The 20,219-nt window shown below is 74.8% G+C and carries 20 protein-coding genes; 9 read left to right on the top strand and 11 right to left on the bottom strand.

The genetic code is table 11. The features are described from left to right. Positions 1–27: 27 nt before the first annotated feature. The 3 genes from ACZ4W9_RS13785 to ACZ4W9_RS13775 are packed head-to-tail and all read right to left on the bottom strand — an operon-like array spanning position 28 to position 3,669. Positions 28–633, bottom strand: coding sequence for a histidine phosphatase family protein (locus ACZ4W9_RS13785; protein WP_467935406.1), 606 nt, complete (start codon positions 631–633; stop codon positions 28–30). Continuing rightward, positions 630–2,126: an FGGY-family carbohydrate kinase gene (locus ACZ4W9_RS13780; RefSeq protein WP_467935405.1), complete on the bottom strand. Its 1,497-nt coding sequence runs from the start codon at positions 2,124–2,126 to the stop codon at positions 630–632. Before ACZ4W9_RS13780 ends, ACZ4W9_RS13785 begins: the two co-directional genes overlap by 4 nt. Further along, entirely contained in the window at positions 2,119–3,669 is a 1,551-nt protein-coding gene (locus ACZ4W9_RS13775) for an FGGY family carbohydrate kinase (RefSeq protein ID WP_467935403.1), read from the bottom strand. The genes ACZ4W9_RS13780 and ACZ4W9_RS13775 overlap by 8 nt, the downstream gene beginning before the upstream one ends. A 333-nt stretch (positions 3,670–4,002) precedes the next feature. Between ACZ4W9_RS13775 and ACZ4W9_RS13770 the strand changes: the two genes are divergently transcribed. The 5 genes from ACZ4W9_RS13770 to ACZ4W9_RS13750 all read left to right on the top strand — a co-directional run bounded on the left by ACZ4W9_RS13770 (position 4,003) and on the right by ACZ4W9_RS13750 (position 8,404). After that, complete coding sequence (locus ACZ4W9_RS13770) at positions 4,003–4,824, top strand: DeoR/GlpR family DNA-binding transcription regulator (protein ID WP_467935402.1); 822 nt, start codon at positions 4,003–4,005, stop codon at positions 4,822–4,824. Positions 4,825–5,170: 346 nt separating this feature from the next. Further along, positions 5,171–6,376: an MFS transporter gene (locus tag ACZ4W9_RS13765; protein ID WP_467935401.1), complete on the top strand. Its 1,206-nt coding sequence runs from the start codon at positions 5,171–5,173 to the stop codon at positions 6,374–6,376. Positions 6,377–6,695: 319 nt separating this feature from the next. Further along, a complete protein-coding gene (locus tag ACZ4W9_RS13760) occupies positions 6,696–7,433 on the top strand; it encodes a class I mannose-6-phosphate isomerase (RefSeq protein WP_467935399.1) in 738 nt (245 codons plus the stop codon). 6 nt (positions 7,434–7,439) lie between these two features. Beyond that, positions 7,440–7,751, top strand: a complete 312-nt coding sequence (locus tag ACZ4W9_RS13755) for a hypothetical protein (RefSeq protein ID WP_467935397.1) — start codon at positions 7,440–7,442, stop codon at positions 7,749–7,751. Positions 7,752–7,834: 83 nt separating this feature from the next. Then, positions 7,835–8,404, top strand: coding sequence for a nucleoside/nucleotide kinase family protein (locus ACZ4W9_RS13750; RefSeq protein WP_467935396.1), 570 nt, complete (start codon positions 7,835–7,837; stop codon positions 8,402–8,404). Positions 8,405–8,416: 12 nt separating this feature from the next. On the opposite strand, the gene ACZ4W9_RS13745 is transcribed toward ACZ4W9_RS13750, so the two are convergent. Together ACZ4W9_RS13745 and ACZ4W9_RS13740 are read right to left on the bottom strand one after the other, a co-directional pair. Next, a complete protein-coding gene (locus tag ACZ4W9_RS13745) occupies positions 8,417–8,848 on the bottom strand; it encodes a tetratricopeptide repeat protein (protein WP_467935395.1) in 432 nt (143 codons plus the stop codon). 311 nt (positions 8,849–9,159) lie between these two features. Further along, entirely contained in the window at positions 9,160–10,662 is a 1,503-nt protein-coding gene (locus ACZ4W9_RS13740; RefSeq protein ID WP_467935394.1) for a glycoside hydrolase family 43 protein, read from the bottom strand. Positions 10,663–10,862: 200 nt separating this feature from the next. Between ACZ4W9_RS13740 and ACZ4W9_RS13735 the strand changes: the two genes are divergently transcribed. Then, the gene (locus ACZ4W9_RS13735) at positions 10,863–11,438 is read left to right on the top strand and encodes an NUDIX hydrolase (protein ID WP_467935392.1); all 576 of its coding nucleotides are present in this window, start codon (positions 10,863–10,865) and stop codon (positions 11,436–11,438) included. 63 nt (positions 11,439–11,501) lie between these two features. On the opposite strand, the gene ACZ4W9_RS13730 is transcribed toward ACZ4W9_RS13735, so the two are convergent. The 5 genes from ACZ4W9_RS13730 to ACZ4W9_RS13710 all read right to left on the bottom strand — a co-directional run bounded on the left by ACZ4W9_RS13730 (position 11,502) and on the right by ACZ4W9_RS13710 (position 16,254). Continuing rightward, on the bottom strand, positions 11,502–12,320 hold the full coding sequence (locus ACZ4W9_RS13730; RefSeq protein WP_467935391.1) for a hypothetical protein: 819 nt from the start codon (positions 12,318–12,320) through the stop codon (positions 11,502–11,504). 53 nt (positions 12,321–12,373) lie between these two features. Beyond that, entirely contained in the window at positions 12,374–12,982 is a 609-nt protein-coding gene (locus ACZ4W9_RS13725; RefSeq protein ID WP_467935389.1) for a TIGR03086 family metal-binding protein, read from the bottom strand. A gap of 171 nt (positions 12,983–13,153) precedes the next feature. Further along, positions 13,154–14,503, bottom strand: coding sequence for an aminotransferase-like domain-containing protein (locus ACZ4W9_RS13720; protein ID WP_467935388.1), 1,350 nt, complete (start codon positions 14,501–14,503; stop codon positions 13,154–13,156). Between the two features lie 101 nt (positions 14,504–14,604). Next, positions 14,605–15,561, bottom strand: coding sequence for an alpha/beta hydrolase (locus ACZ4W9_RS13715; RefSeq protein ID WP_467935387.1), 957 nt, complete (start codon positions 15,559–15,561; stop codon positions 14,605–14,607). 48 nt (positions 15,562–15,609) lie between these two features. Next, entirely contained in the window at positions 15,610–16,254 is a 645-nt protein-coding gene (locus ACZ4W9_RS13710; protein WP_467935386.1) for a TetR/AcrR family transcriptional regulator, read from the bottom strand. Between the two features lie 115 nt (positions 16,255–16,369). Here ACZ4W9_RS13710 and ACZ4W9_RS13705 point away from each other — a divergent pair, with 115 nt between their 5' ends. Together ACZ4W9_RS13705 and ACZ4W9_RS13700 are read left to right on the top strand one after the other, a co-directional pair. Further along, positions 16,370–17,509, top strand: a complete 1,140-nt coding sequence (locus ACZ4W9_RS13705) for an alpha-hydroxy acid oxidase (protein WP_467935384.1) — start codon at positions 16,370–16,372, stop codon at positions 17,507–17,509. Positions 17,510–17,717: 208 nt separating this feature from the next. Then, a complete protein-coding gene (locus ACZ4W9_RS13700) occupies positions 17,718–19,205 on the top strand; it encodes a class I adenylate-forming enzyme family protein (protein WP_467935383.1) in 1,488 nt (495 codons plus the stop codon). Here the strand turns inward: ACZ4W9_RS13700 and ACZ4W9_RS13695 are convergent. After that, positions 19,146–19,823 carry a 4'-phosphopantetheinyl transferase family protein gene (locus ACZ4W9_RS13695; RefSeq protein WP_467935382.1) on the bottom strand — a complete coding sequence of 226 codons (678 nt, stop codon included), beginning with the start codon at positions 19,821–19,823 and terminating at the stop codon, positions 19,146–19,148. The two genes, ACZ4W9_RS13700 and ACZ4W9_RS13695, sit on opposite strands and share 60 nt — an antisense overlap. 18 nt (positions 19,824–19,841) lie before the next feature. Here ACZ4W9_RS13695 and ACZ4W9_RS13690 point away from each other — a divergent pair, with 18 nt between their 5' ends. After that, on the top strand, positions 19,842–20,105 hold the full coding sequence (locus tag ACZ4W9_RS13690; RefSeq protein WP_318204976.1) for a phosphopantetheine-binding protein: 264 nt from the start codon (positions 19,842–19,844) through the stop codon (positions 20,103–20,105). The last annotated feature ends 114 nt before the right edge of the window (positions 20,106–20,219 follow it).

Below are 20,219 nucleotides of genomic sequence, written 5' to 3'. Positions count from 1 at the left end.
GGAGGTTCTCCCGGAGGGGGTGAGGGTTCAGCGGACGGGGGCGTTGAGGCGGAGCAGCGCGGCCTGGCCGTCGCGCAGCCGCAGTTCGGTGAGCGCGCCGTTGCGCAGGACGGGGAAGACCCGGCGGTAGCGGGCGAGGGGGATGCCGAGGAGCGCGCACAGCACCAGGCGCAGCAGGGTGGAGTGGGCCACGACGAGGACACGGCCGTCGGGGAGTTTGTGCGCGGTCTCCTCCAGGCAGCCGATCGCGCGGCCGGCCGCGGCGGCGGGGTCCTCGCCGCCGGGCAGGTGGTGGGCGACCGGGTCGGTGAGGAAGGCGGCGAGTTCCTCGGGGAACGCGTCGGCCATCTCCGCGCGGGTGAGCCCGTCGCCGCGGCCGAAGTCCACCTCGTACAGGCGCTCGTCCACCCAGGGGGTGAGGCCGAGGGCGGTCGCGGCGGGTTCGGCGGTGAGCCGGGCCCGGGTGAGCGGTGAGCACAGTACGGCGTCCAGGTGCTGCCCGGCGGCCCAGGCGCCCAGTTCGGCGGCCTGCCGGCGGCCCAGTTCGGTGAGCGGGACGTCGGTGCGGCCGGCGTAGCGGTTGTCGGCGTGCCACACGGTCTCCCCGTGGCGCACGAGCAGGAAGTCGGTCACGGCCGGGCCTTTCCGCGCGCGTGGCCGGCCACGGCCGGCGGCAGCCAGCCGCGGCGGGCCAGCGCGTCCACGAAATCGAGGTAGACGGGGAGCAGACGGGCGGTGCGCGCGGGGTCGGGGCGGACCTCCGTGCCCGGCCGCACCATGCTGCCCGCGGCGTCCTGGAGCGTGGCGCCGGAGGCGGTGGCGGCGAGCACCGCCATGCCGAGAGCGCTCTCGGCGTGCTCGGGGAGGCGGACGGGGCGGCCGAGGACGTCGGCGCGCAGCCGGGTCCAGTAGCGGTTGCGGGTGCCGCCGCCGGTGAAGGTGAGCGGGCCGGTGACGGGGGCGCCGAGGTGGTCGAGGTAGTCGAGGCAGAGCCGTTCGACCAGGGCCACGCCGAGCAGGCAGGCGTGGAACTCCTCGGCGTCGCCGCGGGGCCGGCCGAGGGTGAAGGGGACGGCGTCGGGGGCGCGGAAGGGGAAGCGTTCGCCGCCCGGGCCGGCCAGCGGGTAGACGACGGCGGTGGAGCCGGTCGCGGCGGCCCGTGCGGTGAGCGCGTCGAGGTCGGAGGGGCGGGCGCCGGGAAAGCGCCGGGCGAGGACGCCGGCGCCGCTGCCGGAGGCTCCGCCGGGCAGCCAGGTGCCGTCGGGGCCGCGGTGGCAGTAGACGACGCCGCCGGGGTCGCGGACGAGGTGCGGGCTGGTCCCTTTGAGGACCAGGGTGGTGCCCAGTACGGAGTTCCAGGCGCCCGGGGCGAGCGTGCCGGCGCCGATCTGCGCGGCGCAGCCGTCGGTCATGCCCGCGGTGATCGGCGTGCCGGCGGGGATGCCGGTGGTCTCGGCCGCGGCGGCGCACACGGTGCCGATGACGGTGCCGGGCCGCACGACGTCGGGCAGCAGGCCGGCCGGGACGCCGAGGGCGTCGAGTTCGGCCTCGGGCCAGCGTTCGGCGATCAGGTCGTAGCCGGTCTTCAGGGCGTGGCTGGCGTCGCTCGGGACCTGGTGCCCGGCCAGCCGCCAGGTGACGAAGTCGGCCTGGTGCAGCAGCCGCGCGCCCGCCGGCCGGTCCGTGTCGTCCAGCAGCCACAGCAGCTTGGGCAGCGCCCAGGAGGGCTGCATGGCGCGGTAGCCGAGCCGGTCCCACACGGGTCCGCCGAGGGTGTTGACGCGGTCGGTGTACGCGTCGGCCCGGCGGTCGTCGTACATCAGCCCCGGGGTGAGCGGGACGCCCGCCGGGTCGGTCAGCAGCACGGTGCCGGAGGTGGCGTCCACGGCCAGGCCGCGTACCCGGCGCGGGTCGATCCCGGTGAGCGCCTCGCGGCAGGCGGCGGCGAGCGCGGACCACCACAGCCCGGGGTCCTGTTCGTGGCGTACGCCGGTGCGGCGGCCGGTCAGCGGGCGAAAGGCGGCGCCCAGCAGCCGGCCGGTGCCGTCCACGGCGACCGCGCGGGCGCTCTGGGTGCCGAGGTCGAGTCCGAGGTGGACGGCGTCGGGGGACAGTGCGTCAGACATGCGGCAGCTCCGGGGCGGGGACGGCGGCGGGCACCGGCGTGGTGGCGGGCGCGGGCGCGGGTGCGGACGTGGGGGCCCAGCCGAGGGAGCGGGCGGCGGCGCGCCAGGTGAGGCAGGTGTCGTGGAGGCCGTCGTAGAAGGCGGCGCGGGCCGGGTCGGGTGTCCAGCCGGCGCCCATGCGGACGTACTTGGCGGCGGCCTCGCGGACGCCGCGCTCCGCCCCGGTGCGGACGAGCCCGGTCAAAAACGCGCCCTTGGCGCCGAGTTCGGTGTCGGTGGAGCGGGCCGTCGGCACTCCGGTGACGTCCGCGATGAGCCGGCACCAGCCGTCGCTGGCGGCGCCGCCGCCGCACAGGCGCAGTTCGTGGACGTCGGTCCCGCAGGCGGCGAGGCAGTCGCGCACGACGAGGGACAGGCCCTCGAAGACGGCACGGGCGACGTGGGCGGGCGTGTGGTCGAGGGAGAGGCCGAAGAACACGCCGCGGGCCCGGGGGTCGAGGAAGGGCGCGCGTTCGCCGGCGGGCGAGAGGTACGGCAGGAACGCCAGCCCGCCCGCGCCGGGTTCGCCGCCGAAGGCGAGCCGGCCGAGGCGGGCGGGGTCGGGGACGGCCAGGGTGCGGCAGGCCCAGTCGAGGACCTCGGTGCCGGCGAGGGTGGGGAAGGCGCGCAGGATCCGTTCGCCGTCGTAGGCGATGGTGACGCCGCACGGTTCGCCGCCGGTTTCGGGTGCGCGGGTGACGATCTCGGTGCACAGGGTGGTGCCGAGGATGACGCACGCCTGGCCGGGTTCGACGGCCCCGGCGCCGCGCGCGGTGGCGGCGATGTCGTAGGGGGCCATGACGACGGGCAGGTCGGCGGGCAGTCCGAGTTCGTCGGCGGCGCGGCGGGTGATCCCGGCGACCCGCTCGTGTTCGCCGAGGACGCGGGGCAGCAGCGGCTCGGCCCAGGCCAGGCCGAACAGGTCGAGGAGCACCGGGTCGTAGGCCCCGGTGGTGTGGTCGAGGAAGGGCGCGGAGGCGTCGGAGGCGTCCACGGCGGTGACGCCGGTGAACTTCAGGAACAGCCAGCCGGCCGCCGTCAGCGCGGTGCGGGAGCGCCGCAGCCGCTCCGGGTCGTGCCGGGCGAGCCAGCCGAGCACCGCGTTGGGCATGCCGCTGCACGTGAGGGAGCCGTTGCGGCGGAAGGCGCGGTCCAGGACGCCGTCGGCCTGCCAGCGGGTGAGCAGGTCGCCGGCGCGTCCGTCGGACCACAGGATCGCCGGTCCGGTGGGGCGGCCCGCGCCGTCCACGAGCCAGCAGCCGTCGCCCTGGGCGGTGAAGCTCACCAGCCGCACCGGGCCCCGGCCGGGGGCGGGCCGGGACAGGGCGTCGCGCACCGTGCGCACCACCCCGTGCCACACGGCGTCCATGTCCTGCTCCGCCCAGCCGGGGCGGGGCCGCAGCACCTCGCTGACGGTGCGGGAGACCGCCAGCTCCCGGCCCTGGTCGTCGAACACGACGGATTTGATGACCGAGGTTCCGACGTCGATGGTGAGAACCGCCATGACCGCGAATACCCGCCCTTTCGCAAAAGGCCGCGCCCACGGACCAGGTCCGCCGGACCAGGGGGTCCGGCCGTGTGCGGCTCGCGGAAATCAGGTAAACGCGGCCTCGGAGCGGCCGTCAATCGGCCCCGGGGTTTATCCCGCGGCCGGACGCGGACACCGTGTGACATCCCCCGCCCGTCCGGGCGGGGGCCCGGCCGGTGCGCCGCTCGCGCGGACACCGGCCGGGTCACCGGCCGCCCGCACCGTGTTACGTTCGTGTGGGATTCTCATGAGCCACTTCGCGCCCACGCCGTCGGCGGGGGGCCCGGGCCCGGGAGAGGAGCGGCTGCCATGGCCGGTGTGGACGCCCGTACGGACGCCCGGGAGGAACGCCGCGGCCGGCTGCGCGCCCTCGTCACGGACCGCGGGTTCGTGCGGACCGCCGATCTCGCGGCCGAGTTCGGGGTGAGCGTGATGACCGTCCACCGCGACCTGGACGCCCTCCAGGCGCAGGGCTGGCTGCGCAAGGTGCGCGGCGGGGCGAGCTGTCTGCCCTCGACGCAGTTCCACGGCAGTACCGGGGAGCGCCTGACGACGATGGTGCGGGCGAAGCAGTCCCTGGCGCGGGCCGCCGCCGGGGAGCTGGCGCCCGGGCAGGTCGTGATGATCGACGACTCCACGACCTGTCTGCACCTGGTGCGGCACCTGCCGGAGCACACCCCCGTCACGGTGATCAGCAACTCGCTGCCGGTGGTCTCCGCGCTGGCCCACGAGCCCGGCGTGGCCCTGATCGCCCTGGGCGGCACCTACTTCCCGGCCTACGACGCGTTCATGGGCGCGCACACGGCGCAGAGCGTGCAGGCGTTCCGCGCGGATGTGCTGTTCATGTCCACCACGGCGGTCACCGGGGGCCGCTGCTATCACATGTCGCCCGAGACGGTGCAGGTCAAGCAGGCGATGATGGCGGTCGCCGCGCGCCGCGTCCTGATCATCGACCACACCAAGTTCGCCCACCAGGGGCTGTACGCGCTCGCGCCGCTCACCGACTTCGACCTGGTGCTCGTCGACGACGCGGCCCCGGCGGCGGAGATACGGCGGCTGCGGGACGACGGGGTGCAGGTCCGCACGGTCGGCCAGGCCCCCGAACCGCCCGGCCCGCACGACGCCGCGTGAACATCACACGGCCCTCACTCGGCGCGCTCCGGCGCACCCGACCGCGCACGCGCACGTGACCTGGGCCGACGGTCTCGTCACCGGGTCGCCCGCACCACGACCTCACACCGGCCGTCACATGGCCCGCGTGGTGTTCTCCCCGACGGATTGACCCCGTCTTCGAGCGGACCTTTCATCGGTGCCACGCCGTACGGCACTCCGCTCCCCCCTTTTCCGAGAGGTGGCGTCCGTGACCGTCCTCCCGAATCCCCCGGCCGTTCCCGGGGAAACCGCTCCCCGTGGAATCCTGGACCGTGTCGGCATTCCGAAGGCCCTTTCCTGGGGATTTCTCGGTGTCCTGATCTTCATGATCGGTGACGGAGTCGAATCGGGTTTCCTCTCGCCCTATCTGCTGGACGAGGGACTCTCCAAGGACCGCGTGGCGCTGCTGTTCACCGTCTACGGCGTCACGGCCAGCGTGTCGGCGTGGTTCTCCGGGGCCCTGTCCGACCTGTGGGGGCCGCGCCGGGTGATGCTGCTGGGCCTCGGGGTCTGGGCCGCGCTCCAGGTGGCCTTCCTGGGCCTCGCGGTCCCCACGCACCACTACGTCCTGCTGGTCGTCACCTACGGCCTGCGCGGCTTCGGCTATCCGCTGTTCGCCTACGGCTTCCTGGTGTGGGTGACGGCGGTGACGCCCCGGCACCGGCTGGGCTCGGCCGTGGGCTGGTTCTGGTTCGCCTTCACCGGCGGGCTGCCCACCCTCGGCTCGCTCGTCGCCAGCTTCACGGTGCCGTGGCTGGGCACCTACCGCACGCTGTGGTTCGCGCTGGTGCTGGTCGTCGCGGGCGGGCTGGTCGCGCTGCTCCTGGTGCGCGAGCCGACGGGCGGGCAGCGGCTGGCGCCGCCCGGCGAGCGTCCGGTGGCCACGCTGCTCGGCTCGCTCTCCATCGTCTGGCGCGAGCCGCGCATCGGTGCCGGCGCGGTGGTCCGCACCGTCAACACCGCCGCGCAGTTCGGTTTCCTGGTCTTCCTGCCGGTGTTCTTCACCGACACGCTGGGCTTCTCCCTGACCGAGTGGCTGCGGCTGCTCGCGGTCATGTTCGCCACCAACATCTTCTTCAACCTGCTCTTCGGCCTCGTCGGCGACCGCATCGGCTGGCAGCGCACCGTCGCCTGGTTCGGCGGGGTGGGCTGCGCGGTGACCACGCTCCTGCTCTACTACGGCACCGCGGCCGCCGGTGACGACTTCCCGCCGGCCATGGTGCTGGTGGGCCTCTTCGGCGCCACCCTCGCGGGCTATGTGCCGCTGTCCGCGCTCATGCCCTCGCTGGCGCCGGACCACAAGGGCCAGGCGATGTCCGCGCTCAACCTCGGCGCGGGCGCCAGCACGTTCGTCGGCCCGGCCGTGGTCGGGCTCTTCCTCGGGCCGCTCGGCGTCGAGGGCGTGATGTGGATCTTCGCCGGGCTGTATCTGGCGAGCGCCGGCCTGACCGCCTTCCTCACCCTGCCCGGCCGGACCACCGCGCCCGGCACCCGCGTCGTACCGGCCGCGCCCGGAGCGGGGAAGGCGTAGCCGCCCGGCACCCGGCGGGGACCCGCGCCGACCGCCCGGCGCCCGCCCGACCGCCCGGCGCACCCCAGCCCCCGGCGCTCGCCCGGCCCCCGCGACGGCCGCCGGTCACCGGCGCGGGCGCCGAGCCTTCGCGGTCCGGCACGCCGCTTCAGGGGCGCCCGCGCCGCCCCAAAGGCGGCACGACGTGTGCCGCGGGCCGGTTCCCGCCGCCACCCCGGGCACCGGGACCCCGCACCGTGACCCTTTGCCCCGGTTTGCCGACCGGCCCGGCGGGAACCCCGCAGCGGAGTACGCCCGGCCGACACGGGGAGGGGAGCCCATGGACTGGTATCCGCTGCGCCTGACGACGCCGGTCAAGCAGCACGTGTTCGGCGGGCACGTGCTCGCCGGACGGTGGGGACGCGCGGGGCTGCCCCCGGGCCCGGTCGCCGAGACCTGGGAGGTCAGCGACGTGGACGGCGAGGGGGCGGTGGTGACCGGGGGGCCGCTGGCCGGGGCCGGGCTGCGCGCTCTGGTACGGGAGCACCCCGAGGACCTGCTCGGACGCGGCCGGCGCGGCGACCGGTTCCCCGTGCTGACGAAGTTCATCGACGCCACCGGGCCGCTCCCGGTCCATCTGCACGCCGACGACGAGACCGCCCGCCGGGTCGAGGGCGCACCCAACGGCAAGACCGAGGCGTGGCACATCCTGGAAGCGGCCCCCGGGGCCACCGCCCTGGCCGGTGTCCGGCGCGGCGTCGACCGCGACCGGCTCCACCGGGCGCTGCTGGCGCAGGACTTCGACGCCGTCCTGCGCCGCCTGCCGGTGCGCGCCGGGCAGACCCTCTACGTGCCCGGCGGCACCCTGCACAGCTTCGGTCCCGGCACGCTGGTCTACGAGATCGAGCAGACCTCCGACATCCAGCAGCACGCCATGCGCCACCGGATGGAGGACGGCTCCCCCGTCCCGGACCGCGAGTGGCACGCCAACCTCGAACGGCTCCTCGAGGAGTGGCGGCCCGAGCCGCGCCCCGACTTCCGGTCCGGGCTGAGCGTGCCGGTGGACGACGGGGTGTAACGCACCGTGCTGTGCGCCGGACGCCACTTCGCGCTGGAGCGGTGGCGGGCCGGCACCGCGGCACCCCTGGTGCACGCGTTCTCCACCGCGATGGTCCTCAGCAACGCCGGGGCACCCGTCACCGTCACCACCCCCGGGGGCCGGGAGCGGCTGGGCCGGGCCGAGACCCTGCTGCTGCCCGCCGCGCTGGGCCGGCTGCGGATCGAGGGCCCGGCGGATGTCCTGCTCGGCTACCTCCCCGACCTCGACACCGACATCCGCGCACCCTTGCTGGCGGCCGGCCACGGCCCGGGCGCGATCGACGCGCTCGGCGCGTGACGGAACCGCCCGGCGGGGCGGAGGATGGGGACCGCGAGTCCCCCCGCCGCCGCGCCCGACCGCCGGAAGACGAGGAACCCCCGATGCCCCGGTCCCCCGACCGGGACCTGTACGTCGTGACGGGTGTCTCCGCCGGCGGCAAGCCGACCGTGTCCCGGCTGCTCGCCGACCGGCTCTCCCCCAGCGCGCTGGTCGAGGGGGACGTCCTGCGGGGGATGGTGCGAAACGGGCGCCGGGAGATGACGGCCGAGCGCACCGCGGGCGCGCTGGCCCAGCTGCGGCTGCGCCACCGGCACGCCGCCCTGCCGGCCGCGTCCTGTCTGCGGGAGGGCTTCCACACGGTGGTCGAGGACGTGATCCTCGGCGACCACCTCGAAGGGTTCCTGCCGTTTCCGCCGGAGCGGACGGTACGGCTCGTGGTCCCGGCCCCCGACGCGGAGGCCGTGCGCCGGCGCGAGTCCGCACGGGGCAAGGTCGCCTACGGCTCCCGCCGGACACCCGCCCAGCTCGACACCGTGCTGCGCGAGGAGACCCCGCGCATCGGTCTGTGGCGGGACAGCACCGGCCTGAGCGCGGACCGGACCGTGGACGAGATCCCGCGCCGCCGGGACGAGGCGGTGCTCCCCGCCCGGCGGCACACCGGAGCTTCCTGAGACGGCGGGCCGTCAGCTGCCGGCGGGGATCTCGCCGGCGAAGGCCGCGGCCAGGCGCAGCCAGGGCGCGGCCTCCTGGTGCCGGCCCTGGCGTTCCAGGGTGCGGCCCAGCATCAGGTGGGCGTAGTGCTCCACCGGGTCCCGGTCGACGACCAGCCGCAGCTGCTCCTCGGCCCGCCGCAGCTGTGCCGAGTGGTAGTAGGCGCGGGCCAGCAGCAGCCGGGGCGCGGTCTGCCCGGGGGCCTCCTCGACCACGGCGGGGAGCAGCCTGGCCGCCCCGATGTAGTCCTTGGCGTCGAACAGCAGCCGGGCCCGCTCCCAGCGCTCCGCCGTCGTCTTCTCGTGCGGGACGCCGGGTCCCCGGTCGAACAGGTGCAGGGCGCTCGCCCAGCGGTCCGGCGCGATCCCGCCCGTCGCCGGGTAGTCGTGGAAGGTGTCGCTCATGGGTCCTCCCTCGGGTGAGCGGGCGACGCGCTTTCTGTTGACGCATCAACCAGCAGCGCCAACCGTCACCCCTGCGCCGGTATTCCCGGGGTACGCCGCCCGGCTGGGTCCTCCTCGTCCGGCTTCCCGAGCACGCGCGCGACGGCCTCTGCCAGGGTCCGCGGCTCCGCCGGGGTGACATGGTCGGGGAACAGCGAGCACACCGCGCGGACGCGCGGCGGGGGCGGGACCAGGACCTCGTAGCCAGTGATCGACGCGTCACCGGTCCGGCCGGAAGGCGCGGGCCGTCCGCCGGGCGCACCGGCCGCGCCTCAGCCCCCGTACGGCTCGTAGTCGAACCAGTCGAAGTGGACCGTGCCCGTCGAGGCGTACAGGCCGAGCACGCGGCCGGTGAAGCCGCCGGCGACCTCGGTGGAGAGGTAGCGGCCGTCCAGCCGGGCGAGTTCGGTGAAGGCGCCGTCCGCCTCCCGCACGCCGAACGCGACGGTGTCGGGCCCCTCGCGCGGGTCGGTGACCTCCTCGGCGGGGATCGTCTCGACGCCGAGCACCACCGGGCCGCCGGCCGACGGGCGGGACGCCACGACCGAACGCAGGGGACCGATCCGGGCGACGACCCGTACCTCGGTCGCCGTGGCCTCGATCTCGTAGTGGTGCCGCTCGTCCAGGCGGACGGCGAGCCCGCCGCTGCCCTCCGCCGGGTCGACCAGGGTCCGTGCCCGGCAGGACAGGTGCTGCTGGCGGCGGCCGACGAAGGTGACGTCGGTGTCGTCCAGCGACTGCCCCCGGGCCCGCAGGCTCAGCCAGCCGGCGCGTTGCCCGGTGGTGCAGTCCTCCTCGTGCCGGAAGCGGGGCGAGATCCAGCCCGGGGCGAGGCCGCCGCCGTCGAAGTCGTCCCGGACCGGCGCGGCGGCGGGCGTATCGAGCGGCCAGGGTGGCGGGGCGAGGGCGGACGCCACCTCGCCGACGACCGGCCAGTCGTCGACCCAGGTCACCGGGGCCAGGAAGGTCTCCCGGCCGAGCACGTGCCAGCCGGGCGAGCCGCCGCGCGGCCTGACGCCGAGGAACACCAGCCACCAGGAGCCGTCGGGTCCCCGCACCAGGTCCCCGTGGCCGGTGTTCTGGACGGGGTGGCCGGTGCCGCGATGGGTCAGCACCGGGTTGGCCGGGCAGGGCTCGAACGGGCCGTCGGGGGTGCGGGACCGGGCGACCGAGACACCGTGGCAGCGCTCGGTGCCGCCCTCGGCGATGAGCAGGTACCAGTACGCGCCGACGCGGTACAGGTGCGGTGCCTCCGGGGCCTTGGCGCCGGGCGTCCCGGACCACAGCCGCCGCGGCTCGCCGAGGGTCTCTCCGGTGCGGGGGTCGATGCGGACCTGGCTGACGCCCGCGACGGTGCACCAGCAGGTGCCCTCCTCGTCCCAGGCCAGGTCCGGGTCGATGCCCCGCACCCCGGGCAGCCGGACCGGGTCGGACCAGGGGCCGGCCGGGTCGTTGGCGGTGAAGAGGAGGTTCCCGTCGCCGCTCACGTTCGTCACGATCAGCCAGAAGCGGCCGTCGTGGTACCGCAGCGTCGGGGCGTAGAGGCCGCCGGAGGAGGGCGCGCCGGGCGGCAGCCGCAACTGGCCGGGCCGGTCGAGGGCGTTGCCGATCCGGGTCCAGTGCACCAGGTCGCGACTGTGGAAGACCGGGATGCCGGGGTAGTACTCGAAGCTGGAGCAGACCAGGTAGTAGTCCTCGCCGGCCCGGCAGACGCTCGGATCGGGGTGGAAGCCCGGGATCACGGGAGTGCTGCCGCCGTCGGGCACGCTCGGCACATCGAGTCCTTTCCGGCAAGGCCCGCGCCTGCGGCGTGGAGCGAAAGTTTCGGTGATACGTTCGAAACGATGTCCGGGCGAGGCTATCGACAGCCGGTTCGGCGGTCAACGCCCGCTTCCCACGGGCCCGGTGCACCCGTCGAGGAGCCGGCGGGCGCACACGAGACGGTTCCCGGCATCCCGCCGCTAGGATGCCGCGCGTGGTCACAGCCCCGCACGCGGTCCTCGATCTCCTTGCCCGCCACCACCCGCGGGGTCCCGCCGAACGCGCGGACGTGGAGCGGGTGCGCGCCCTCGTCGCGGCGGGCGATCCGTGGCGGCGGTCGAACCCGCTGCACATCACCGGGTCCGCGCTGGTCGTGCACGAGGAGAGCGGCCGGGTCCTGCTGCGCTGGCACCAGCGGCACCGGTCCTGGCTGCTGGTCGGCGGGCACGCCGACCCGGACGAGTGCGACCCGCTCGCCATCGCCCTGCGGGAGGGACGCGAGGAGACGGGCCTTACCGACCTCGCGCCCTGGCCGGACGCCGGGGTGCGGCACCTGGTGATCGTTCCGGTGCCGGCGCATGGCCGGGAGGCGGCGCACGAACACGCCGACATCCGCTTCGTGCTGGCCACCCGTTCCCCCGGGGCGGCCCGCCCGGAGAACCCGCGGGCACCGCTGCGCTGGCTGACACCGCGGGAGGCACGCCGTGTGATCACCGAGGAGAACGTCCGGGAGACCCTGTCCCGCGTGGAACCACTGCTCACGGGCCGACCCGGCCGCGAGGGCCCGTAGGCACGCGGTCGTCCGAGGACCGATGACCCGGGGGTCCGTACCGCCGGACCGGCTCCGGCCGCGCTATCCGGTCCGTTCGGCCGCGGCGCGGATCCGGTCCGCGTCGTTCGTCCGGAGACTGGTGAAGCAGGCGCGCCTCAGAGCGTCGTACGACCGGATCTCGATGCCGGTGGCCTCCCGGACCAGGGACAGCGCGCCGCCCTGCTTCCGCGCGGGCGGCGCGTCGTCGCCGGTGCGGCGGATCCAGGTGTAGGCCACCGACAGCACGTCCTTGACGGGGTAGACCCCGGAGTCCACCAGGGCCTTGGCGAAGGCGGTGAAGTACCGCCGGTGCCGCGCCCCGTCCTCCGCGACGGCGTGGAGGACGTCGCGGAGGAGGGGATCCTCGCCGGTGCGGGCCGCGTCCTCGTACGCCCCGCGGGCGTCGGCCGCCGCGCAGGCCCGAAGGGCGCAGAACCGGGCGTAGTTGCGGGTGGGGAAGGTGCCGGGGGCCTCGCCGGCGCCGGGGTGACCGATGCCGGCCATCTCCCCCAGGCGGCCGAGGGCGGCCGCGTGCCGGGCCTCCTCCACTGGCCAGTGGCGGGCCGTCCAGGCGGCGGCGATGCGCAGCACGTCGGCGCCGAGCGGGTTGGTCCCGCCGATCTCGTCGGCGAGCCGCGCGCCGTCGACGGCCGGGCGGGGGCCGTACGGGCGGGCCGTGAACGCCGGGTGCCGGAGCAGGACGGTCCGCGTGCGCTCCCCCGGGCCGGACAGGCGGCGGCCGGCGAAGAGGGCGTCGGGCGACCAGCGGTGCCGTTCGTGGTCGCTCCGCTGGGCGCGCAGCACGTCGGCGACGGTGGCCCCGGAGCGGAGTTCCCGGACGATGTCGGTCGTGATCGGCATGTGCCTCGCCTTCCGCCTTCCGTTCGGGGAGCGTCCGCTGGAGGAACGCCGGTTCAGACCGAGTCGGCCGCCGCCGCGGACCAGTCGGGGGACCTGCCGAGCGACGTCAGGACGAGGTCGAGGGGGCCCGCGCCGGACGCGGTGGGCAGGGCGGGCCGGAACAACGGGTCGGGTCCGAGCCTGCGTTCGTCGTTCGGCACCCGCAGCGCGACGGCGAGGGCGGCCTCGACCACCTCCTCGTCCAGGTCCAGGGGCAGGCCGAGGGTGCGGGCCACGTCCCAGCCGTGGACGACGTAGTCCAGGAGGTGGAAGCCGATGGCGGTCGAGGCCGGGAAGTGCCTGCTGGTGCTGATCTCGGGGAGGGCGAACTCCCGGGTGAGCACGTCGGGCCGGGCGAATCCGTCGATGGCGGCCCAGGCCGCGTCCCGGTACGCCGCCGCCGGGTCGTCGCCGAGCGCGCCCGGCTGCCATGCGGCGAGGTCCGCACCGCCTCCCGAGGCCGCCGCGGCGAAGCCGCGGTGCTGGCCCGCCATGTGGGAGACGAGCTGATGGAGCGTCCAGCCGGCGCAGGGCGTGGGCAGAGCCCAGTCCTGCGGGTGGGCCTGCCGCACCAGGCGTACGGTCTCCAGCACAGCCGTCCGGTCGAGCTTCCGGATATCCATGCGGGCCCTTTCGCGAGGGGGTGTGCGGGCTGAGCCAGACATTAGCACGATCGTGCGTTTAGTTTTAGAGGGCGGAGCGGATCCGGGGCCCGGCGGGGTGTCCGGCCGGGCCCCGGATCCCCGCGGCCGATGGGCCGGTGGGCGCGTGCGCCCCGGACCCGCACCGCCGCCTCAGTCCCGCCCGGCCGCCTCGCGCGCCGCCGACTCGATGAACAGGGCCAGCCGGCGCACGCCCTCCACGATCTCCTCCGGTGTCAGGGAGCTGCAGGAGAGCCTGAGGCGGTGGTCGCCGCCGCCGTCCGCGTAGAAGTCGCTCATGGGCGTCCACAGGACCCCGAAGGCACGGGCGGAGTGTTCGAGGGCCTTGGTGTCGGCGACGAACGGGACGTCGACGACGAGGAAGAAGCCTCCCGTCGGCTCGTTCCAGCGCACGCCCAGCTCGCGGCGGCGCTCCTCGGGGAAGTGCCGCTCCAGTTCGCCGAGCAGGGTGGCCAGGTTGGCGCCGTAGGAGGCGATGGCCTCGGCGTTGGCCTCTCGGAGCCGGCAGTCGCACTCCACCAGCAGCCCGCCGATCACGGCCTGGCCGACGGCCGAGGTGTTGACCGTCGTCATGCTCTTGATCTTGGACAGCTCGTCGGCCAGCAGGGAACGCCGGCCGCCGGGGCCGATGACCTCCTGGTCGGCGACGACGTATCCGACGCGGGCGCCGGGCAGCGCCGTCTTGGCGAAGGATCCGAGGTGGAGCACCCTGCGGGCGCGGTCCATCGCCTTCAGGGTGGGGCGGGCGGATCCGGCCCGGACGAAGAACCCGTAGGGGTCGTCCTCCAGGATCAGCAGGTCCTCCTCCGCCGCGACCCGCAGCAGCCGTTCGCGCGCGGCCACGGTCATGCTGGTGCCCGACGGGTTGGCGAAGTCCGGCACCACGTACAGGGCGCGGGGCCGTCCGCCCGCCGCGCGCACCTGCCGGGCCGCGTCCCGGAAGGCGTCGGGGTCGGGGCCGTCGGCGCCCTCCGGGACGGGATGGGTCCGGATGTCCAGCAGCCGGGCGGCACCGGTGACGCCGACGTAGCAGGGCGAGCTGACCAGGAGTGTGTCCTCGGGCCCGGCGAACAGGGCCCGCAGGGTGAGCAGCATCGCCTCCTGGCAGCCGGTGGTCACGACGATCGCCTCCGGGGCGACGTGGATCCCCTCGTCGTTGGCCAGGGTGCGGGCGACGAGTTCGTGGATGAGGCCGTTGGTGCGCCCGTACTGGAAGAGGTGGGTGCGCACCCGGTCCTTCGGCCAGCCTCGGGTGTGTTCCAGGTGGTCGGTGTAGGAGCGCAGGTGGCGGGCGAGGTCGTCGGTCTCGAACGTGCCCTCGGCGGGCCTGCCGGGCGCGAACGAGAGGGCGTCGGGGAAGCGGGCGACGACCTCGTTGAGGAAGTTCATCGCGTCCAGCACGGGATCGGCGAGCGAGGCGTGCAGGTCCTGGAGCGCGAGCGCCGGAACGGCGACGGCGTCCGTCACGGTGGTGTCCGTCATGGTCGGCCCTTACTGGTGGCGGCGGTCGGGGCGGGCGGCGTGGCCGGTCCCTGCCGGAAGCGGCGGTCGTCTCCGGCCCTCGCCGGGGGCGGCGGGGGCGGTCACGGCCGGACCTTGTCGCCGGCGGCCGCGAAGGCGGTGCGCAGGTGGTGCGCGGCCTGCTCCACGGCGCGGCGGGCCGCGTCGAGGGTGCCGGACATGGTGAAGAAGCCGTGCGCCGTCCCCGGGTAGCGGGTGGTCTCGGCGGGCACCCCGCACTCCCGCAGCCGCCGCGCGTAGTCCTCGGCCTCGTCGCGCAGCGGGTCGTACTCGGCGGTGATCACCAGGGCCGGTGGCAGGCCCGCGTGGCCGGCGGCGCGCAGCGGGGACGCGAGGGGGTGCGTCCCGTCCTCGGGCGCGGCCAGGTAGTTGTCCCAGTACCAGTGCACGGACTTGTCGTTGAAGAGCAGCGGATCGGTGTTCTCCCGGCGGGACGGGGTGTCCGCCAGGTAGTCGGTGTTCGGGTAGACGAGCAGCTGGGTCAGCAGCCCGGGGCCGCCCGCGTCCCGGGCCATGAGCGTGACGGCCGCGGCGAGGTTCCCGCCGGCGCTGTCGCCGCCCACGGCCAGCCGGCTCGCGTCGCCGCCGAACCGCCCGGCGTGCTCGGCGGCCCACCGGAGCCCGGCGAAGCAGTCCTCGGGGGCGGCGGGGAACGTGTGCTCGGGGGCCAGCCGGTAGCCGACGGAGACGGTGAGACAGCCCGCGGAGTTGGCCAGGGTGCGGCAGAGCGCGTCACTGGTGTCCAGGGATCCGAGGGTCCAGCCGCCGCCGAAGAAGTAGACGAGCACCGGCAGCGGGCCCTCGCCCGCCGGCCGGTAGACGCGGACCGGCAGGGGCCCGCCGGGGCCGGGGACGGTGAGGTCGTGGACCTCGTGCACCGGTTCGGGCGTGCCGGCCGCCGCCCGGATGGCCGCGAGGTCGGCGGCTCGGGCCTCGTGGAGCGTCATCGTGTACAGCGGACGGGCGCCCTCGGCCGCGCGCCGGTCGTAGAGGGTCTGGAGCTGCGGGTCCAAGGGCATGGTGCCTCCGGGAGGTCCAGGGCCCGCGGGGCGTCGCCCGCGGGCGGTTCACAGGGTGTCGGGAATGAGCGCCGGGTCCGTGGCGGCGTCGCGCAGCCGGCTGACGATGCCGTCGGCGGCGCGGCCGTAGCTGGTGAAGTTGGCGTGCAGGACGGATTCGGCGTTGGCCATCTCCAGCAGGGCGACGAGCTCGAAGGCGAGCTGGGCGGTGTCGGCGTCCGCGCGGACCTCCCCCGCCTTCTTGGCCTCGTCGATCATCTGCTCGACGAGAGTGAACCAGTTGCCGTGCGCGCTCGCCACGGCATCGTGCACCTTGCCCCGGCGGGCGTCGTACTCGGCCGAGACCGAGTAGAAGAAACAGCCGCCCGGGAAGACGCGCCGCGCGGAGTAGGCGAGCCAGTTGCCGCACAGGCACCGCAGCCGGCCGAGACCGGCGGGCAGGGCGCGGGCCGGCTGCACGACGTGCTCGATGAAGACCTTGATGGCGGCCCGCACGGTGGCGAGCTGCAGTTCCTCCTTCGACCCGAACAAGGCGAACACCCCGCTCTTGCTGAGGTGCAGTTCGCCCGCGAGACGGCCGAGGGACAGGCCCTCCAGCCCCTCGACCGACGCGATCCTGACGGCTCGCTGGAGGATCGCCCGCCGGGTCTGGTTGCCACGCTCGATCCGCCCGTCCGTCGCTGTCCTTGCCAAGGCACACCTCCTCGCCGTCTCCCGCCAGGGGGACGTCCGCTCCGTGACCACATGACGACCACATTATGTGGACGACCGTGCGGACATGTGGAGGGAGTTAGGTTAGTGTACGACCGTGCGGTTAGTTCGGGACACGGTCGGCGGCGCGGGAACGCGCGAGGAAGCAGGGGTGGACGCGGTGGCGTTGGCGCTGCACGAGTACGAGTCCGCGGCGCGGGAACGGCTGTCCGGCCCGGTCTGGGACTTCCTGGCGGGCGGGAGCGGGACCGAGTCGATGCTGACCGCCGGCCGCGCGGCCCTCGACCGGATCCGGCTGCGGCCGCGCTGTCTCGTCGACGTCTCGGACTGCGACCCCCGCACCTCCCTGCTGGGGGCGGATCTCGCGGCACCGCTGGGCATCGCGCCCATGGCCTACCACCGGCTCGCCCATCCCGAGGGGGAGGTGGCGACGGCGCGGGCCGCCGGCGAGACCGGCACGCTCTTCACGGTCAGCATGTTCGCGAGCCGCACCCTGGAGGACATCGCGGCGGCGGCCACGGGCCCGCTGTGGCTCCAGCTCTACTGGCTCAGGCGCCGGGAAGCGATGCTCGCACTCGTCCGCAGGGCGGAGGACGCGGGCTACCGCGCGCTCGTGCTCACGGTCGACGCGCCGAGGGTCGCCCACCGCCCGCGGGACGCCCGCAACGGCTTCGCCGTCCCCGAGGACGTCCGCGCCGTCAACCTCGACCCCTCCGTCATGTCCGCCTCCCACACCGGCGCGCCCGGGGCGTCCGCCATCGCCCGGCATTCCCGTGAGCAGTTCGACGCCTCCCTCACCTGGGCCGACCTGGCCTGGCTGCGCGAGCGCACGCCGCTGCCCCTGGTATTGAAGGGACTGCTCACCGCGGAGGACGCCGAACTCGCCGTGAAACACGAGGTGGACGCCATCGTGGTGTCGAATCACGGAGGTCGGCAGCTCGATTTCGCCCAGCCCGCCGCGGAGGCGCTTCCGGAGGTCGCCGAAGCCGTGTCCGGGCGTTGTCCGGTGATCCTGGACGGCTCGGTCCGGCATGGTGCCGATATCGCGAAGGCGCTCTGTCTCGGCGCGGATTCCGTTTTTGTGGGACGTCCCGTCCTGTGGGGACTGGCGCATTCCGGAACCGCCGGTGCCGCCGCCGTCCTGCACACATTGACCGAGGAATTCGACGAGGTCATGGCCCTGATGGGGGCGCCTCGCGTCCACCTTTTCGGGCCCACGGGGGTTACTCGGCAGTGAATTGACCCCACCCTCGGGGTCGCCTCCCATTCATCTTTTTCCACCCCGGATGAAGGGGGCTTCGGCATGCGCGAAAAGCTGCTGTCTACATCTGTCGGATGTGCGGCAAACTCGCCAAAGTTTCTCTTGATTACTCGAAAGTAGTAGGCAACGATGAATCTGCGGCCCCGGGGGATACGAGGCGGCCGCAACGACAAAGCTTTGATTGGTGGGGATTTCCGTGGGGGAAGCGGTGCCGAAAAGGGCCGTTTGCAGTGAAGGCGCCTGGATAGACGACCTTTTACTCGCGGGGGACGGCCGTGCGACCGTTCTCCGGCTGTCCGGGCCGGTCAGCAGGGGGGAACTGCGCCGGCTCGTCGCGGAGGAACAGGAGCGTCTGCGGGCCGCCGGCCTGGCGGCCGGGGGCACGCTCGCGGTGCGGGTGCCACCCTCGCTCGCCTGTATCGTCGCCATGCTCGCCGGGTGGCGCACGGGAGCCCAAGTAGCCCTGCTGGACCACCGGCTGACTCCCCATGAGGTGGGCAAGGCGATCGCGCGGCTCACTCCGCAACTGGTCGTCGAGCCGGTCGGGGACGTCACCGGCCGGCTGCGCGGCCACTTCGACATCACCACCCGCGTCACCGCGCCGCACGGCGGCCGGCCGGCCGCCACACCGCACGCGCTGCTCCAGCTCAGCTCCGGCTCCACCGGCCCGTCCAAGGTCATCGGCCGCACGGTCGGCAGCCTCCTGACGGAACTCGACCGGTACGCCCGGCTGGACGGCTTCCCCCGCAGGGGCGAACGCACCGTCGTCCTGGCCTCGGTCGTCCACGTCCTCGGACTCGTCGGCGGGCTGCTGCACGGACTCGCCGCCGGCACGGAGATCGTGCTGCCCGGCACCCAGACGGTCGACGGCATCCTCAGGGCCGTCGCCGCGGGCGACGCGCCGACCACCCTTCTCGGCGTCCCCTCGCAGGCCGCTCTCCTCACCGCGGCCCGGACCCCGCCGCGCCTCCCCCAGCTGCGCCGGATGATCGTCGGCGGCGAACTGGTGCGCGCGGACGTCTGGGAGCGGTTCACCCGCACCTACCGCGCCGACCTGGGCGCCATGTACGGCATGACGGAGGCCGGGGTCATCGCCACCGACCTCACCGGAACCCACCGCCCCGGCCTCACCCCGGCACCCGGGATGAGCGTGCGCGTCGAGGACGGCCAGATCCTGCTGGGCCTGCCCGCCAGCCCGTACGTGGGACCGGCCGACCCGGCCCGGTTCGTCGACGGCTGGCTGCGCACCAAGGACGCGGGCAGCCTCGACGAGGACACCGGCCTGCTCACCGTCCACGGGCGGCTGGACTCGCAGGTCTCCGTCGGCGGGCTGAAGGTCGACCTCGCCGAGGTCGAGGAGGTGCTCGGCACCCTGCCGGGGGTCGCCGAGGCCGTGGTCGTGCAGGGCACCGGCATCGAGGCCTTCGTCACCGTGCGGGAACGGGAGGTCTTCGACGGCCTCGCCGCCGCGCTCGCCGCGCGGCTCGCGCCGTACAAGCGGCCCCGCACGCTGCACGCCCTGCCCGAGATCCCGCGCACCGTCACCGGCAAACCGGTGCGCAACGCCGAGGTGCTGCGCACCGCCGCGCGCGCCGCGGCCCCGGCGGCCGGGTCAGCCCGGGGCTCCGGAGGCGATCCGGCGCACCTGGACGTGGACACCGCCCTCGCCTGAACCACCCCCGATCCCCCCGGTGTCACCGCACAGCGCGACACCGAGGACATGACGGCCGTCGTCGACGAGGACGGCGGCGGACGCCAGCGCGTCGGCGCCGGGCAGCGGGCTCGGCACCGGCCGGCCGTCCCGGCCCGGAGGCCAGTTCCGCGGCAGCGGCATACGACGGCTCATGCCACCACCGCGCAGTCCCCGGCCGAGTGCCTTGCCGACGGCCTCCTTCTGCGTCCACAACCACAGGAAGGCCACCGAGCGTTCCGCCTCGGGCAGGGCGCCGATCCAGGCCGCCTCCGCGGGGTGGAGCCACGCCCGGGCCATCGGCTCGGCGCGCAGCGGCCGTACCCCTTCCACATCGACACCCACCGCGGCCCCGCGCGTCAGGGCGATGGCCACCGCCGTGCGCGTATGGGCCACGCTCACCCGCACGCCCTCGCCGGCCCCGCCGAGGAACGGCCGGCCGCCGGGTTCGTGCCCCACCCATACCCCGGACTCCGGGACGCCGAGCATCCCGGCCGCGCCCCGCAGCAGCAGGGCGCGTGCCGTACCGCGCTCGTCCCCGTCCGTGGTGCACCACAGCACCGTCACCGTGTCCGGGTCCAGTCCCGGGTGCCCGTCCATGAAGCAGGAGTCAATCAAATGTCCGCTGAGGTTGAGAAGTTCATCATCGAGGCGCTGCAGAACATGAACTACGACGTGTCCGAGGTCACCGGCGACACCCCGCTCGGCCCGGCCGGCCTGGACCTGGAGTCCCTCTCGGTCGCCGAGATAGCGATCCAGGTCGAGGACACGTACGGGGTGAAGTTCGAGGAGGACGAGATGGAGACCGTCGCGCTGCTGACGGTCTCGGGCCTCGTCAAGGAGATCGTCGACCGGGCCTCCGCCGCCGCCGCGGCCAAGTGACCTGACGGCCGGCCACGGCCCGGCCCGCACGCCCCCTCCCGTCCCGCCCGCCCCGGCGGCGGGCGGGAGGGGCGGCGGCCGGCCGCCCCGGACGGCCGTGCGCGTACGCGAAGA

It is taken from the genome of Streptomyces sp. NPDC029296, from assembly GCF_055569255.1.
Note: the sequence above shows the minus strand (reverse complement) of the source record. Positions and strands in the feature narration are given on the sequence as shown.